This window comes from Chryseobacterium sp. MEBOG06 (genome assembly GCF_021869765.1).
Classification (GTDB): Bacteria; Bacteroidota; Bacteroidia; order Flavobacteriales; family Weeksellaceae; genus Chryseobacterium.
The window spans coordinates 546,476-561,593 of the sequence record NZ_CP084580.1 but is presented as its reverse complement, the minus strand read 5'-3'; the positions used below and the strand labels follow the sequence as shown (position 1 = coordinate 561,593).

The window sequence follows — 15,118 nt, the reverse complement described above, 5'->3', positions numbered from 1 at the left end:
TTTCTTAGTTTACCTTTTCGTTTTGTTTCTCTGCAAAAGCTGCTGCCGCCTCTTTTACCCAAGAGTTTTCTCTCTGCGCTTTTCTCTTCGTTTCGATACGTTTCTTGTTGCAAGGTCCGTTTCCTTTTAAGATTTCCATGAATTCACCCCATGGAAGTTCTCCGAAGTCGTAATGTTGTCTTTCCTCATTCCATTTCAGGTCTTTATCCGGAATCGTTAATCCTAAGAATTCAGCCTGAGAAACGGTAACGTCGATAAATCTCTGACGAAGACTGTCGTTACTTTCTCTTTTTACTCTGTAATTCATAGAGATTTTAGAGTTGGGTGAGCTGTCATCATTAGGTCCAAACATCATCAAAGCTGGCCACCAGAAACGGTTTAATGAAGCCTGAGCCATTTCTTTCTGTTGTTTGGTACCCCGGCAAAGTGCCATTAAGATCTCATATCCCTGTCTTTGGTGGAAAGACTCTTCTTTACAGATCTTCACCATCGCTCTTGAATAAGGACCGTAAGAATTCCCCATCAGCATTACCTGGTTCATAATCGCAGCACCGTCTACCAACCAACCGATGGCGCCGATATCTGCCCAGCTTAATGTAGGGTAGTTGAAAATACTTGAGTATTTTGCTTTTCCTTCCAGCATATCATCATAAGTAGCGTCTCTGTCTGCCCGGATACTTCCGTCTCCTAAAGTTTCAGTGGCAGAGTAAAGATATAAACCATGACCGGCCTCATCCTGAACTTTTGCCAAAAGGGCCATTTTTCTTCTCAATGAAGGCGCTCTGGAAATCCAGTTCGCTTCCGGCAGCATTCCTACAATTTCAGAATGGGCGTGCTGTGAAATCTGACGAACCAATAGTTTTCTGTAATCATCCGGCATTACATCTTTTGGTTCTACTTTATTTTCTTCGTGAACATATTGAACAAATTTTTCTAAGTCCATTTCTTTTGTTTTTTTGTATTAAAGTAAATGTGGGGTGTACAATATATTTTGATATACTTTGTACATTTTACATTTTACAAAATATTAAACATCATAATTAAGCATCACCACATTCGTTGTCGGGTGACATTGACAGGTAAGAACGTAACCTCTGGCTACTTCATCTTCGGTAAGCGCAAAATTTTTCTCCATGAAAACCTCTCCTTCTAAAACCTGTGCTTTACACGTACAGCAAACACCTCCTTTACAAGCGAAAGGAACGGGAAGCTGGTCTTTCAATGCTTTATCTAAGATACTTTCTTTTTTAGAATTCAGGTGAAACGAATATTCATCGTCATCGATAATTACCGTTACCATACTTTCTAAATTGGCAATCGCCTTAAACTCATCACTCATTTCCGCCGTATTTTCTTCGTCAGGAGCGGTGAAGTATTCAAATAGAACCTGGATAGCAGGTACTTTTTTATCTTTTTTCAGATAATCGGCAATTCCTTTAATCATTTCTGCAGGACCGCAGATGAAATACGTGGAATCTTTTACATCAATCTCTGTATATCTTTCAAATAACTGTTCCAATTTTTCAGCAGAGATTCTTCCTTCAAAAACAGGATCTTCATGCTTTTCACGGCTTACCAGGTAAATAACTTTAAGCCTTCCGTTGAAATGCTGCACCAGCTTATCAATTTCAGCTTTTCTTAAAATATGTTGCATGCTTCTGTTGCTGTAAAACAGATAAGCATTACTGTTAGGTTCCTGATAAAGACTTTCTTTAATATTGGATAAAACAGGAGAAATTCCGCTTCCTGCTGCCAAACCTACATACGTTTTCGTGTTGGTTGGGTGATAAGAGGTATTGAAACCGCCCATCGGAGGCATTACTTCCAGCATTTCATCCATATGAAGATGCTCATTGAAATATCCTGATACTCTTCCGTTTTCCAATAGCTTTACCAGTACTTCAAGTGTATTGCTTTTTTCACTTGGAGCATTACAGATCGAGTAAGAACGTCTCTCTTCATTTCCGTCAATCATCATTCGGAAATTAAGATATTGCCCCTGTTTGAATCTGAACTTATCTTTCAGTTCTTCAGGAATTTCCACCGCTACATTTACAGCATCCGGTGTATCTTTCTGAACTTTAACCGTTTTAAGTTTATAAAATGAATTCATTATTTTTTTAGTATTCTATTAATTTTTCCACCTTCGCACTTTGGCAAACTGTCCTGGGCATGAACTTTCACTGTTGTAGTGATGCCTACCCGTTTTTTTATTTCGTTTTCTATACTTTTTCCAAAGCTTCCGACAAAATTAAAATAATCATCGGTATTGGCGCCTATTTTTTGAACCTTTAAAAATTCATCATCAATTTCTATATCAATATCCAAGGCTACACACATATGTTCTTTTTCGATGGGTGTCAGATAGTAATTGGGAACCACCCCTTTTACATAAGAAAAAGCATCTTCTATCTGGCTTGGGTAAACATTTACACCTCTTACGATCAGCATATCATCTGCTCTTCCCACAATTGGCTTCATTTTCACCATTGTTCTCTTGGCATTTTCGTCGTAGTAAAGACTTGTGATATCATTTGTCCAATATCGTAAAAGCGGCATTGCTTTTTTTGTCAAAGTGGTAATCACCAGGACTCCTTCTTCTCCAAATGGTACCGGCTGCTTGGTAATCGGATCTAAAATTTCAGGATAAAAGTGGTCTTCCCAGATATAGGCACCTCCTTTTTCTTCGAAATCCTCCATTGAAACTCCCGGCCCGATAATTTCGCTCAACCCATAAATATTAGTAGCATGAACTCCCAATCTCTCTTCAATATGGCCTCTTATAATTTCTGTCCAAGGTTCTGATCCCAATACAGCATATTTAAGACTGATTTCATCCGCTGAAATTCCTCTCCTGGCAAACTCGTCAGCAATTGTCAAGGCATAGGATGGTGAACAGCAGATTACTTCAGGTTTAAAATCCACAATCAGATCAACCTGTCTTGCTGTCATTCCTCCTGAAATAGGAAGAACACTCATTCCAAGCTTTTCTGCTCCGTAATGAAGACCAAGTCCTCCTGTGAAAATTCCGTAGCCATATGCATTGTGCAGCTGCATTCCCGGTCTTGCTCCTGCTGCATTTAAAGATCTTGCTACCACTTCACTGAAAAGATCTACATCTTCTTTTGTATATCCTACTACGGTTGGTTTTCCGGTTGTTCCGCTAGAACAATGAATTCTCTGAAGTTCATTCTTCGGAACTGTGAACAAACCAAAAGGATAGTTATCTCTCAGATCCTGTTTATAAGTAATCGGAAGTTTCGTGATATCTTCAACCGTCCTTATATCCTCTGGAGATATTTGCAATTCATCAAATTTCTTTTTATAAAATTCCGACTTCTCTCCCAGATAGCTGATCAGGCTGATCAACCGGTCGGTTTGAAGCTGTCTCAACTGACCCAGCTCCAGATATTCAACTGAAAAATCCATAAAACTAACTAACATTTGTTAGGTGTAAATTTAAAAAGATTTTGCTAGCTGGCAAAATTTTTATGACTTTTATCATATTTTGAATCATTCTAAATAACGAAATAGAAGCTGAACGGCTTTATCTGTAAAAAGTATAATGTAAAATGTATTAATGATTTTCCTTTGCAGTAGGTTATTATTTCTGATTTCCTAATAAACCGAAAAGAATTTTCTCTCTGATTTCATCGGTGATTTCATCAGTGGAATCACTGCTTCTTTTGAACCAAAAATAGGAATTGTTAAGGGTATGAAGAATAAATCTTGTTGTAAATGTGGGTGATCTCAGCTCCCAATTTTCTGCCTGATAGATCTCAGAAATAAGTTCTTCCACTTCCTGCTGATAGTTTTTCCTTAATTCAACAAATTCAGGAAGCCTTTCTTCCAAATGCCTCCACTCATTGGAATAAATATGGGTCACATCACGATTTTTAAGAACCACAGATAAGTGTTTATCAAGGAATAAATTCAGCTTTTCTTTTGGAGGAATCGCTGTGTTTTTTACTTCCTGAAGCTCATCAAAAAACTCCTGAGCAATACCAAAACAGACCCATTCCAGAATTTCTTCTTTTGAACGGATGTGTGCATACAGTGAAGCAGCCTTGATATTAAGTTTCGTAGCAAGGTCTCTTACCGAACTTCCCATATAGCCCTTCTCTTTGAAAAGTTCTACTGCTACGTCTAATATTTTTCTTTGTTTTTCTTTAAGTTCCATCTGGTAAAATGCAAAAGTAATTATTCTAAAATAAAAAGCTGAAATTTAACACAGACATTCAATATATTCTCTGATTTTCAAATTTGTTTTCATAAAAACCATTCATGATATGACGTATTGTTCATAGGTTTCGAAGAGATAATGATCAAATCGGAAATTTTGTCAAGTTAATTTTCCGTTAAAAATAACAAATTCGGAAATTTTGTCCTATTTTTTTGTAAATTTAATAATTGAACAGTTTTTGCGATACAGTCATCGAATAATAATTAAATAATTGATGGCATTAAGAAACTGAGCCTCACAATTTAGTTTCTTGATGTTTTTTAAAACTAAATTTTAAACCAATCATAACCAAAAATACATACAATATGAACTTAAACCAATATACCGTAAAATCACAGGAAGCCATCCAGGCAGCACAACAGGTTGCTATGGAATTGGGAAATCAAAGTATTGAACCTCAACATCTCCTTGAAGGAATTTTTCAGGCAGATGAGAACATCTCCCCTTTCTTATTAAAGAAATCCGAAGCGGACGCCAATTTAGTAAGAGAGCGTAACCGTGAAAGTTTAGAAAAACTTCCTAAGGTACAGGGTGGAAATATTTATCTGTCTCAATCTGCAAACAAAGTTTTACTGGATGCTCCCAATATTGCTAAAAAGATGGGTGACGAATATGTAACGATTGAGCACTTATGGTTATCACTTCTTGAAACAAGCTCTGAAGTTTCCAAAATGTTAAAAGACATGGGTGTTACAAAAAGCCTGCTGGAAGGAGCTATTAAAGAATTACGAAAAGGAAGCAAAGCTAATTCTGCAAGTTCGGAAGAGACTTATCAATCCTTAAATAAATATGCTAAAAACTTCAACGAGTTAGCAGCTGAAGGAAAACTGGATCCCGTAATTGGGCGTGATGAAGAGATCAGAAGGGTTTTACAGATCCTTTCCAGAAGAACAAAAAATAATCCAATCCTTATCGGGGAACCGGGTGTAGGTAAAACGGCGATTGCTGAGGGAATAGCTCACAGAATTATCAATGGTGACGTACCGGAAAACCTGATGGATAAAACCTTATTCTCATTGGATATGGGAGCTTTGATCGCCGGAGCAAAATACAAAGGAGAGTTTGAAGAGCGTTTGAAATCTGTAGTGAATGAGGTTATCAAATCTGATGGACAGATTATCCTCTTTATAGATGAGATCCATACTTTGGTAGGAGCCGGTGGTGGTGAGGGAGCTATGGATGCTGCCAACATTTTGAAACCTGCCCTGGCAAGAGGAGAGCTCAGAGCAATCGGAGCTACTACCCTGAATGAGTACCAAAAGTATTTTGAAAAAGATAAAGCGTTAGAAAGACGTTTCCAGAAAGTGATGGTGGAAGAACCGGATACTGAATCTGCAATTTCCATACTCCGAGGTATTAAAGATAAATATGAAGCCCACCACAAAGTAAGAATCAAAGATGAAGCAATTATTGCTGCGGTGGAAATGTCTCAAAGATATATTTCAGACCGCTTCTTACCGGATAAAGCAATTGACCTTATTGATGAAGCATCTGCCAAACTGAGAATGGAAATCAATTCCAAACCGGAAGAACTTGATGTTTTAGACAGAAAGCTGATGCAGCTGGAAATTGAATTGGCAGCCATATCAAGGGAAGGCAACCAGACAAAAATTGATCATTTGAAAGAGGATATTTCTAAAATTTCCGAACAGAGAAATGAAATCAATGCCAAATGGCTGAAAGAAAAACAGAAAAGTGAAGATCTTACCCAGATCAAAAAAGATATTGAATCTCTGAAACACGAAGCAGAAAGAGCTTCCAGAACGGGAGATTATGCTAAAGTAGCGGAAATCCAGTATGGAAAACTTCGTGAAAAAGAAGTTGAACTTGCCAAAGTTGAACTTGAAATGCAGAACCATCAGAATGAGTTAATCAAAGAAGAGGTTACTGCAGAAAATATCTCTGAAGTGATTGGTAAATGGACAGGTATTCCTGTAACCAAATTACTACAGTCTGAAAGAGAAAAATTATTACATCTGGAATCTGAGCTTCACCACAGAGTTGTAGGACAGGATGAGGCCATACAGGCTGTAGCTGATGCAATCAGAAGAAACAGAGCTGGATTAAGTGATGATAAAAAACCAATCGGTTCATTCCTATTTCTGGGAACAACAGGGGTTGGTAAGACCGAGCTTGCCAAAGCATTGGCAGAGTTCCTGTTCGATGATGAAAATAATATGACCAGAATTGATATGAGTGAGTATCAGGAACGTCACAGTGTTTCAAGACTGGTAGGAGCCCCTCCTGGATATGTAGGGTATGATGAAGGTGGACAATTAACTGAAGCGGTAAGAAGAAGACCATATTCTGTGGTTCTTTTGGATGAAATAGAAAAGGCCCATCCGGATGTTTTCAACACCTTATTGCAGGTTTTAGATGATGGCCGTCTTACTGATAATAAAGGACGTGTTGTTAATTTCAAAAACTCTATTATCATCATGACTTCAAATTTAGGTTCTCATTTGATTCAGGAGAATTTTGAAAATATTACTGAGGAAAATCAGAGTGAAATTGTGGATAAGACGAAAGATGAAGTCTTCGATCTTCTGAAACAAACTTTACGTCCGGAGTTCCTGAATAGAATTGATGAGATCGTATTGTTCCAGCCTTTAACGAAAAAAGAGATTGGAAAAATCGTTCAATATCAGTTGAGAGGTTTCAATGAAATGCTTTCTAAACGAAATATCATTATGACTTTCACTCAGGATGCTGTGGATTATCTGATGGATAAGGGATATGATCCTGCCTTCGGTGCAAGACCTCTAAAAAGAGTAATCCAACAGGAAGTGTTGAATAAGCTTTCCAGAGAAATCCTTGCAGGAAATGTAAATGATGGAGACAGAATCACTTTGGATTATTTCGTAGAAACAGGTCTTGTTTTCAGAGAGACCGAGCAATAAAATAGTTTTTTTCATATATATTATTTTTGTGAATAAGTGCTGTAGAGATATCTGCAGCACTTATTTTATTATTAAATGATGGCCTACGCTCAGGTTATTTTTGGAAGTCCTAATTACAAAATAATCTATAATTAATAAATATATTATATCTATTAGTCGTGATATATAATTACCTTTATCATTCAAACAAATTAATAACTAAAACAAAATCAGTATGAAAAAGTTAAAAAGAAATGAATTAAAGAAAATTGACGGCGGTTTACTTCCACCAGTAATCATGTGTGATCAGGACTGGGGCTGCCCCACAGGTCTCTGCTGCACACCAGGATTAATTTGCAGAGATCCCAAGAAATATCCATGCATCTAAACCTAAACCGGAGATTTTTCTCCGGTTTTTCATTACTAATATTTAGATTTACTATACAATCCGTGAAATCACGGTAAAATAAACAGTAAAATTCCCTATTTATTAATTTATTTTCTAAAGTATTTTTTTACGAAATTTGCAGATCATCTGAGATGTATATTATAAACAACTAAGCTATGAATGCAGAATCAAACAATCCGCAACGACCAGGGGTAATGTCAATCAACTTAATTCAACAACTGATTGACAATTACCGCCAAAATCATCTGAGTGCTATCAATAACACCCTGGGCATAGAAGATGCCCATTCCATCTGGTTTGACCTTCCTAAGTTGAAAAAATTCATTGCAATGATTGAAGAAGAAGCCAACAGAATAAATCCTGATACGACAGAAGAAGATCTGGGAATCAGATTCTACTACGCTTCTTACCCGAAAATAGAAAACTGGAACATTATGGAATCTCATCCCGTTCCCAAGGAATATGCTGAAAGACACACACTTGTAATGATTCCAACGCTAAAAAAAGAAAATGAAGCCGGTGACCTTCTTGACTATGATTTCAATTCTTTAGATGCTAACGGAGAAAAAATATCTTTAGCACTAAATGCGCGCAGGCCTATCCTTCCTGATGATGGTGATGGCGATGGTGATGGTGATGGTGATAATCCAGGACTTGGAGAAAATAATGGACAGCTTACACCTCCTAAAGCTTCGTTAGGTGAGTCATATTAACAATTAATTTATAAATACATGACAGATTTCCAAGAATTTGCAAGTAAAAGTATGCTCTGGGCTGAGGGGCTTGCTGCATTTGTTGGCCTTTTATATTACAATCGTATAAGAAAAGAGTATTGGAAATTTTTTGTATTTTTCTTAATTTTCATCTTTCTTAGTGAGGCATATGGTAGATGGGGAAAATTTGTTTATTTTTCTAAAGCTTATTTTTACAATTACTTTTTAATGCCTATCCAGTTTATATTCTTTTACTGGTTATACGCTGCAAAATCCTTAGAAAAGCCAAAGCTTTTTTACGGGTTATCTCTCCTATATCTTCTTTCGTTTATTCCCAATGAATTATATTTCTCAGGAAATAAAATTGTATTTGCTTTTAACTATACTTTTGGCTGCCTTATATTAATGCTTCTGGTAGTTATGGAATATTACAAGCAAATTAATTCTCAAGATATCCTTCACTTTAATAGAAACAGAATGTTTTATATTAATTTGGGAATAACACTTTCTTATATAGGAACACTACCTTTCATGGCACTTTATTCAATCTTGTTAGATTACACGGAAATCTGGAATATTTATTTTAGTTATTTTTTAATGTCGGGTGTAGTTATGTATATTCTATTTGCAAGTTCATTCATATGGGGAAAACAGAACTCTTAATTGTCATTATTCTATTTAATATCCTTTTTATAATGTTTGTAACTGCAGTATTAATCTATATTAGAAGTTACAAACAGCGAAAAAAAGAATATCTGAATGAGATTGAGATGAAAAATGAAATTCATCAAAGAGAGCTTTTGGCTACGCAACTGGAAATTCAGCAAGCTACTATGCAGCAAATTGGGAGAGAGCTTCATGACAATATTGGTCAGAAGCTGACGCTGGTGAGTTTGTATGTGCAGCAGATGCTTTACGAAAATAAAGTTCCAGGAGCCAATGAAAGAATTGATCAGGTATCACAGATTATCAATCAGTCACTTCAGGATCTTCGAAGTCTTTCAAAAACACTAACGGATGATAATATCAACCAAAAGGAAATTGTAACTTTGATACAGGAAGAGGTAAATAATACCAATTCTTTTAAAAAATGCAGTATAAATTTTGAATACAACTTCAACCAGCTGGATTTAGGCTTTGTACATAAGAATATGCTTCTAAGAATTACACAGGAGTTTATTCAGAACAGTTTAAAACATTCCAACTGCAAAAATATTTACATCACCCTGAATACTTCTGAGGATATCCTTTGGGATCTTACCATTCGGGATGACGGTACAGGATTCGATACGACTCATATCACTTCCAATGGTATAGGTCTTACCAATATGAAAAACAGAGCTGAAATTATCGGAGCCCAATTCAGCATTGATAGTCAAAAAAATAAGGGAACCACACTTCATATAATTTTTAAAAAACAGTCATGAAAAAATCTATTGTTATCGTTGACGACCATATACTTATTGCCAAAGCACTGGAAGGAATTATCAGCAATTTTACTGATTTTGAGGTGATCTATGTCTGTGAAAACGGAAAAGATCTTATTCAAAAGCTTGAAGAAGGCAACACAATTCCGGATATTATCCTTTTGGACATCAGTATGCCGATTATGGATGGTTTTGAAACAGCAGCCTGGCTCACGAAAAATCACTCTGACATTAAGATCATGGCTCTAAGTATGCAGGGGGATGACAGCAGTGTGATTAAAATGATCAAGAGCGGAGCAAAAGGATATCTTCTAAAAAATACCCACCCAAAAGATCTTGAAACAGCGCTTTCCAGATTAAACACTGATGGGTTCTTCTATCCGGAATGGGCTTCAAAAATAATTTTCTCCACCCTGAATAAAGATCATGAATCAGAAGTGGTTGTAAAAATTTCTGAACGTGAAAAAGAATTCCTGAAATATACTGTAACTGAGCTCAGTTACAAAGAAATTGCCGACAGAATGTGCTGCAGCCCAAGAACTGTTGAAAGTTATCGGGATCAGCTTTGTGACAAACTGGATTTAAAGACCCGTGTTGGTCTGGCGGTTTTTGCTATTAAAAATGGTTTTGGAACCTAACATAACGTAAAAAATTCCTTAAAAACACAATATTGTATAATTATTTACATTAAAAATCACTTATTTTAGAAATATTAAAAACAAAATCACAAAATAAATTAAAATCAAAATAAAGTCAAATAGATTAACTAAAAACCAATAATCAAACTAAAAAATTACGAAATAAACATGTATTAGTTAAAAAGCTTGCGCATTAATTTTAATTAATATAAATTCACAGCCACAAATCCAAAAATAATAGTATATGAAAAAATTTCTTTTGGGAGCTGGAATTATATTTTTAGCTTCTTGCAGCAATGATGCAAATTCTACCACGGAGCAACAACCGACATCATCACCATCTGAGCAAATGACCAGTAAAAGAGTTTGTCCTTCAGACTTAATGAGGGAAAACATTTTAAAAACAGATCCTGCTGCCAGAGCAAGAGTGGAAGCCATTGAACAATTTACTGAAAAGCGTATCGCTGATTTAAAAGTAGGTAAAGTACTCGCAGATGGAACGGTAGAAATCCCTGTCGTATTTAATGTTGTATACAATACAGCCAGTCAAAATGTAACGGATGCGAGATTACAGTCTCAGATTGATGTACTGAACAGAGATTACGGGAGTACAAATTCAGATGTCAACAATACTCCATCAGAATTTGTTCCTGTAAAAGCTGGAGATACCAAAATCAGATTCAGACTTGCCAAAACAGTAAGAAAACAAGTAAGCACCACAAGCTGGAATCCGGATGAAAATAAAATGAAATCTGCCACTACAGGTATTGCAGCCACTTCACCTGACAGCTATCTAAATATCTGGATCGTAAATAGTATGACTGGAGGTACACTGGGATATGCTTATTATCCGGGAACAATTACTTCTTCGCTAGACGGTGTTGTGATTGCGGCTCCTTATATCGGAACAGGTTCCGGAACCTCAGCTCCGTTTAATCTGGGAAGAACCGCCACCCACGAAGTTGGACATTATCTGAACCTTCCGCATCTTTGGGGATCTACCAACACAGGATGCCAGACTGACTATTCTAATGATACACCAGCTTCACCTGGTCCTAATTATGGGATTCCTTCTTATCCTCTTTACGCTACATGCAGCGGTGTAAGCCGTTCTCAGATCTTTATGAATTATATGGATTATGTAGATGATAAAGTAATGGTTATGTTCACAGCCAATCAAAAACAAAGAATGCAGGCAGTAGTAGCAGCTTCCGGACCAAGAGCAGGTTTGAGAGTTAACTAATAATTAATCACATTTTACTTATAAAAAAATTCATCTCCGTGGGGGATGGATTTTTTTTATATTTTTACGCCAGAAAAAACTTGAGGACACTAAGAATGAAAAAATTAGCACTAGCATCGGGAATACTATTGCATTTACACTGTTATAAAGCTCAGGATACTATCCAATCCAGGAACCTTCAGAAAGATCTAGCATTGATCCAGCCTGATATTTCAGTTCAGGATAAAACTCCTTTCTTTAAAAAAGAATGGGTAAGGAAATCAGTGGCCCCAGCCATACTTTTTACGGCAGCGGCAGCAACATGGGGAGAAAAAGAAAACATCCGTGAAGTCCGCAACCGATATCTTCCTAGCTTTAAAGCAAAATATGATGATTATCTTCAGTATGCTCCTGCAGCAGCTGTTTATGGATTAAAGCTTTCAGGAGTTAAAGGAAGAAACAATCTTGGAAGAGCCACTCTTTCCTATGTTACCAGTTTGGCTATCATGGGAATTCTGGTCAATTCCATTAAATATACGGCAAAAGTTGAACGTCCGGACGGATCCAAAAACAACTCATTCCCTTCCGGTCACAGTGCTATGGCATTTACTAATGCCAGCTTTCTGCATAAGGAATACGGAATGGTAAACCCGGCATACAGTATTGCAGGGTATGGTAGTGCTGCTCTTACAGGACTTGGCCGGAATTTGAATAACAGACACTGGATTCCTGATGTTCTGGCAGGCGCAGGAATCGGGATTCTATCTACAGAATTAGGATATTTCTTTATTGATAAAATTTATAAAAACAAAGGAGATAACTTAGGTCTTCTATCTAAAATACAAGGAAATGAAAATCCTTCTTTTATTGCATTAAAGATGGGAGCCGCTCTTGGAACAACTGACTTCCTGAAAGAAATTGGTCTTGATAACAAAAAGCAGGTAGGTTTTGAAGGTGGATTGGAAGGGGCTTATTTCTTTTCAAAGAAATGGGGAATCGGAGGAGACTTCAGCTTCAGTAGCTTCCCTGTTAAGCCTTTAAAAGTACCTCTTGAGGATGGAGAAAGCTTCGGTAATTACAGCATCATTACACAATCTATGGGATTTCTTGGCGCCGGATTGGGACCTTATTTTTCTCATGAATTTTCAGATAAATGGCTGCTTACCCTTAAGGCAACTGCAGGATATTCCGCTACAGCCAGTGGAAAGGTTTTTGTAAAGAGTGATAATGTGGAAGCCCCTAATCATGAACTTCCGATAGCCAGATATAAACCCAAACCGGCATTCCGATGGAATACGGGAGCTGCTTTGACGTACAAATTCAATCCGGAATTAGGACTAACTCTATATTCCGATTATAACCAGATAAAATCTTCCATTCGTTACCATTTCAGTGATAGCCTGGAAGACAATGATGAGCTAAACAATGAGCTTAATAATCTTATCACCAAAGAAAAGATCAACTATTTTACATTAGGTCTGCGATTGACAGCTTATTTTTAAACAAAAAGGAAATGTTTTTTAATGCAGGATAAAAATATTTTTTCACAAAATTTCAATTATCAGTCATGAAAGATTGTTTTTTTTATAAACAGATTGACGGCTGAAAAAAAAATGCTCTATCACTTTTGACAGAGCATTTTTATCTTTACAGTGTTTTACTGTTGTCTTCCGGTGTATAATCCATGAAAATATCGCCATCCAGTTTTACAGATTTGACTTTTTTCTTAGTAGGAATCGCAAGATCAGCCTTTTTCTGGTCGTTTTCCCAGATAGAAGGTGAGAAATGCAGTTTTTCTGTTGTTCCGTCTTCATAAGTCAGTATGGCATCAAATGGAATAGCAAATCCGCCTGCATTCATTACATTTACGGTAAGCAGATCATTTTTCTGGGATGCCCCTGCTACTTTTAAGTCAATATAATTATTGGTATAAAACCAGTTATTGAAAAACCAATTAAGATTTTTTCCGGAACCTGCATTCATCGAATTGAAATAATCCCATGGAACCGGATGTTTACCATTCCAGTTATCCATATAATGGTGCAGTGCTTTTTTGAATAATTCATCTCCTAAATAATCTTTCAGTGCCAGATAAGACAGTGATGCTTTCACATAAGAATTATTACCATATCCTGAACCGCTTACCTGCGTACTCATAGTAATCACCGGTTGATCTTCTTCTGCAGACGGATCATTGATCCATCTTTTAACACGGAAATTTTTATAAAACTCTTTGGCAGCAGCTTCTCCGTTTTCATCAATCCCGATGAGGTATTCCAGAGTAGTTGCCCAGCCTTCATCCATAAAGGCATATCTTGTTTCATTGATTCCCATATAGAAAGGGAAATAAGTATGGGCAATTTCATGATCTGCCGTAAGCCTTGCATCACGAAGATCATCAGGAATACTTGTATCATTGATCATCATAGGATACTCCATATCTGCATACCCCTGGATGGCAGTCATCACATTATAAGGATATTCTACTCCAGGCCAGTTTTTAGAAAACCAATCCAGGTTATAACGCATCCAGTCCACATATTGTTCAAAATCTTTTGCGCCATTTTTATAACCTGCCTGTACACTGGCTCTCTTTGTTTTCAGCTGTACACTTGCAGCGTCCCAGACATAATGATTGCTCATTGCAAAACAAAAATCAGTGATATGATTGGCTTTAAACTTCCATATATTCCACTTGTTCTGGCGGGTTACTTTTCCTGACTTCATCTCCTGCTCGGTAGCAACATGCATTACCTTGTCACTCTTTAAGGAAGCTTTATACCTTTTCAGGTATTCCGGCTGAAGTACGGCTTCCGGATTTAGAAAATCCCCGGTTGCCCAGACCACATAATTTTTCGGAGCCGAGATCGCAAAGCTATAATCATTGAAATCGCTATAAAATTCCTGTCTGTCTGAATGCGGAAGCATATCCCAGCCATTATAATCATCGTATACAGAAATTCTTGGAAAAGAATAGGCTACGTAAAATGTTTCAGGATCTATCTGACCTTCTCTTCCGCTCTGTACGGATAGAGGATATTCCCACTCTATTTTAACCTCAGCTTTAGATTTTGATTTTACAGCTGATTTTAATTTTACTTTTTCAACCGTTCCCCAATCGTCACTGTTGATATCGTATTTTTCACCATTCACGATAAAGGATTTAATCTTTAATCCTGAAGACAGAAAATCTTTAGACACCACGCCCGACCTTGGAGACTGCGGCTTGTGAAGATTATTCACAAATCTTATAGCCAGCTCATTAAGCTGATCAGGGCTATTGTTGCTGTACACAATTGTTTCTTTTCCTGAAACGACTTTTGTGCCGGCATCTACTTTCACATCTACATTGTAAATTCCCTTATTCTGCCAATAGTTCTTGCCCGGAGCCCCGGAAATATCACGCGTCCCTTTTTCATAGGCTTTTTTAATATTTCTGGGCATATATAACTCCTGTGCAGGTATCTGCAGCAATGAAACTACCATCAGCATTCCGGAAAAAATTTTCTTCATAACGCTATTTTTAAAGATAGGTATCAAAAATAGCGAAAATGTAACAGGAAGTTGTTCAATTCTTTTATAATAAT

At 36.9% G+C, this 15,118-nt stretch carries 13 protein-coding genes; 8 read left to right on the top strand and 5 right to left on the bottom strand.

Annotated elements, in window-relative coordinates; translation table 11 throughout:
* Window positions 1-4 precede the first annotated feature (4 nt).
* The 4 genes from paaA to LF887_RS02530 all read right to left on the bottom strand — a co-directional run bounded on the left by paaA (window position 5) and on the right by LF887_RS02530 (window position 4,180).
* Window positions 5-943, bottom strand: a complete 939-nt coding sequence (gene paaA / locus LF887_RS02545; RefSeq protein ID WP_236857254.1) for a 1,2-phenylacetyl-CoA epoxidase subunit PaaA — start codon at window positions 941-943, stop codon at window positions 5-7.
* A gap of 84 nt (window positions 944-1,027) precedes the next feature.
* The gene (locus LF887_RS02540; RefSeq protein ID WP_236857253.1) at window positions 1,028-2,113 is read right to left on the bottom strand and encodes a 2Fe-2S iron-sulfur cluster-binding protein; all 1,086 of its coding nucleotides are present in this window, start codon (window positions 2,111-2,113) and stop codon (window positions 1,028-1,030) included.
* Complete coding sequence (locus LF887_RS02535) at window positions 2,113-3,429, bottom strand: phenylacetate--CoA ligase family protein (RefSeq protein ID WP_236857252.1); 1,317 nt, start codon at window positions 3,427-3,429, stop codon at window positions 2,113-2,115. The genes LF887_RS02540 and LF887_RS02535 overlap by 1 nt, the downstream gene beginning before the upstream one ends.
* Window positions 3,430-3,604: 175 nt before the next feature.
* The gene (locus LF887_RS02530; protein WP_236857251.1) at window positions 3,605-4,180 is read right to left on the bottom strand and encodes a TetR/AcrR family transcriptional regulator; all 576 of its coding nucleotides are present in this window, start codon (window positions 4,178-4,180) and stop codon (window positions 3,605-3,607) included.
* Between the two features lie 368 nt (window positions 4,181-4,548).
* Here LF887_RS02530 and clpB point away from each other — a divergent pair, with 368 nt between their 5' ends.
* The 8 genes from clpB to LF887_RS02490 all read left to right on the top strand — a co-directional run bounded on the left by clpB (window position 4,549) and on the right by LF887_RS02490 (window position 13,033).
* Window positions 4,549-7,143, top strand: a complete 2,595-nt coding sequence (gene clpB, locus LF887_RS02525) for an ATP-dependent chaperone ClpB (RefSeq protein ID WP_236857250.1) — start codon at window positions 4,549-4,551, stop codon at window positions 7,141-7,143.
* Window positions 7,144-7,357: 214 nt separating this feature from the next.
* Entirely contained in the window at window positions 7,358-7,510 is a 153-nt protein-coding gene (locus LF887_RS02520; protein WP_236857249.1) for a hypothetical protein, read from the top strand.
* Window positions 7,511-7,686: 176 nt separating this feature from the next.
* A complete protein-coding gene (locus LF887_RS02515; protein ID WP_236857248.1) occupies window positions 7,687-8,244 on the top strand; it encodes a hypothetical protein in 558 nt (185 codons plus the stop codon).
* A gap of 18 nt (window positions 8,245-8,262) precedes the next feature.
* Complete coding sequence (locus LF887_RS02510; RefSeq protein WP_236857247.1) at window positions 8,263-8,907, top strand: hypothetical protein; 645 nt, start codon at window positions 8,263-8,265, stop codon at window positions 8,905-8,907.
* 107 nt (window positions 8,908-9,014) lie between these two features.
* Window positions 9,015-9,671, top strand: a complete 657-nt coding sequence (locus tag LF887_RS02505; RefSeq protein WP_236857246.1) for a sensor histidine kinase — start codon at window positions 9,015-9,017, stop codon at window positions 9,669-9,671.
* Window positions 9,668-10,309, top strand: a complete 642-nt coding sequence (locus tag LF887_RS02500; RefSeq protein ID WP_236857245.1) for a response regulator transcription factor — start codon at window positions 9,668-9,670, stop codon at window positions 10,307-10,309. The genes LF887_RS02505 and LF887_RS02500 overlap by 4 nt, the downstream gene beginning before the upstream one ends.
* A gap of 244 nt (window positions 10,310-10,553) precedes the next feature.
* Window positions 10,554-11,552: a zinc metalloprotease gene (locus LF887_RS02495; RefSeq protein ID WP_236857244.1), complete on the top strand. Its 999-nt coding sequence runs from the start codon at window positions 10,554-10,556 to the stop codon at window positions 11,550-11,552.
* A 95-nt stretch (window positions 11,553-11,647) separates the two neighbouring features.
* Complete coding sequence (locus LF887_RS02490; protein WP_236857243.1) at window positions 11,648-13,033, top strand: phosphatase PAP2 family protein; 1,386 nt, start codon at window positions 11,648-11,650, stop codon at window positions 13,031-13,033.
* A 145-nt stretch (window positions 13,034-13,178) separates the two neighbouring features.
* Here the strand turns inward: LF887_RS02490 and LF887_RS02485 are convergent, their stop codons facing one another.
* Window positions 13,179-15,044 (bottom strand): M1 family metallopeptidase, encoded by a 1,866-nt coding sequence (locus tag LF887_RS02485; RefSeq protein ID WP_236857241.1) that lies wholly within the window; start codon window positions 15,042-15,044, stop codon window positions 13,179-13,181.
* Window positions 15,045-15,118: the final 74 nt, after the last annotated feature.

Excerpts from the sequence above, each read along its gene's own strand:
- LF887_RS02510 (WP_236857247.1), top strand. The coding sequence starts at position 8,263 with ATGACAGATTTCCAAGAATTTGCAAGTAAAAGTATGCTCTGGGCTGAG.
- LF887_RS02535 (WP_236857252.1), bottom strand. The coding sequence starts at position 3,429 with ATGGATTTTTCAGTTGAATATCTGGAGCTGGGTCAGTTGAGACAGCTT.
- LF887_RS02485 (WP_236857241.1), bottom strand. The coding sequence starts at position 15,044 with ATGAAGAAAATTTTTTCCGGAATGCTGATGGTAGTTTCATTGCTGCAG.
- LF887_RS02490 (WP_236857243.1), top strand. The coding sequence starts at position 11,648 with ATGAAAAAATTAGCACTAGCATCGGGAATACTATTGCATTTACACTGT.
- LF887_RS02540 (WP_236857253.1), bottom strand. The coding sequence starts at position 2,113 with ATGAATTCATTTTATAAACTTAAAACGGTTAAAGTTCAGAAAGATACA.
- clpB (WP_236857250.1), top strand. The coding sequence starts at position 4,549 with ATGAACTTAAACCAATATACCGTAAAATCACAGGAAGCCATCCAGGCA.
- LF887_RS02505 (WP_236857246.1), top strand. The coding sequence starts at position 9,015 with ATGAAAAATGAAATTCATCAAAGAGAGCTTTTGGCTACGCAACTGGAA.
- LF887_RS02515 (WP_236857248.1), top strand. The coding sequence starts at position 7,687 with ATGAATGCAGAATCAAACAATCCGCAACGACCAGGGGTAATGTCAATC.
- LF887_RS02530 (WP_236857251.1), bottom strand. The coding sequence starts at position 4,180 with ATGGAACTTAAAGAAAAACAAAGAAAAATATTAGACGTAGCAGTAGAA.
- LF887_RS02520 (WP_236857249.1), top strand. The coding sequence starts at position 7,358 with ATGAAAAAGTTAAAAAGAAATGAATTAAAGAAAATTGACGGCGGTTTA.
- LF887_RS02495 (WP_236857244.1), top strand. The coding sequence starts at position 10,554 with ATGAAAAAATTTCTTTTGGGAGCTGGAATTATATTTTTAGCTTCTTGC.
- paaA (WP_236857254.1), bottom strand. The coding sequence starts at position 943 with ATGGACTTAGAAAAATTTGTTCAATATGTTCACGAAGAAAATAAAGTA.
- LF887_RS02500 (WP_236857245.1), top strand. The coding sequence starts at position 9,668 with ATGAAAAAATCTATTGTTATCGTTGACGACCATATACTTATTGCCAAA.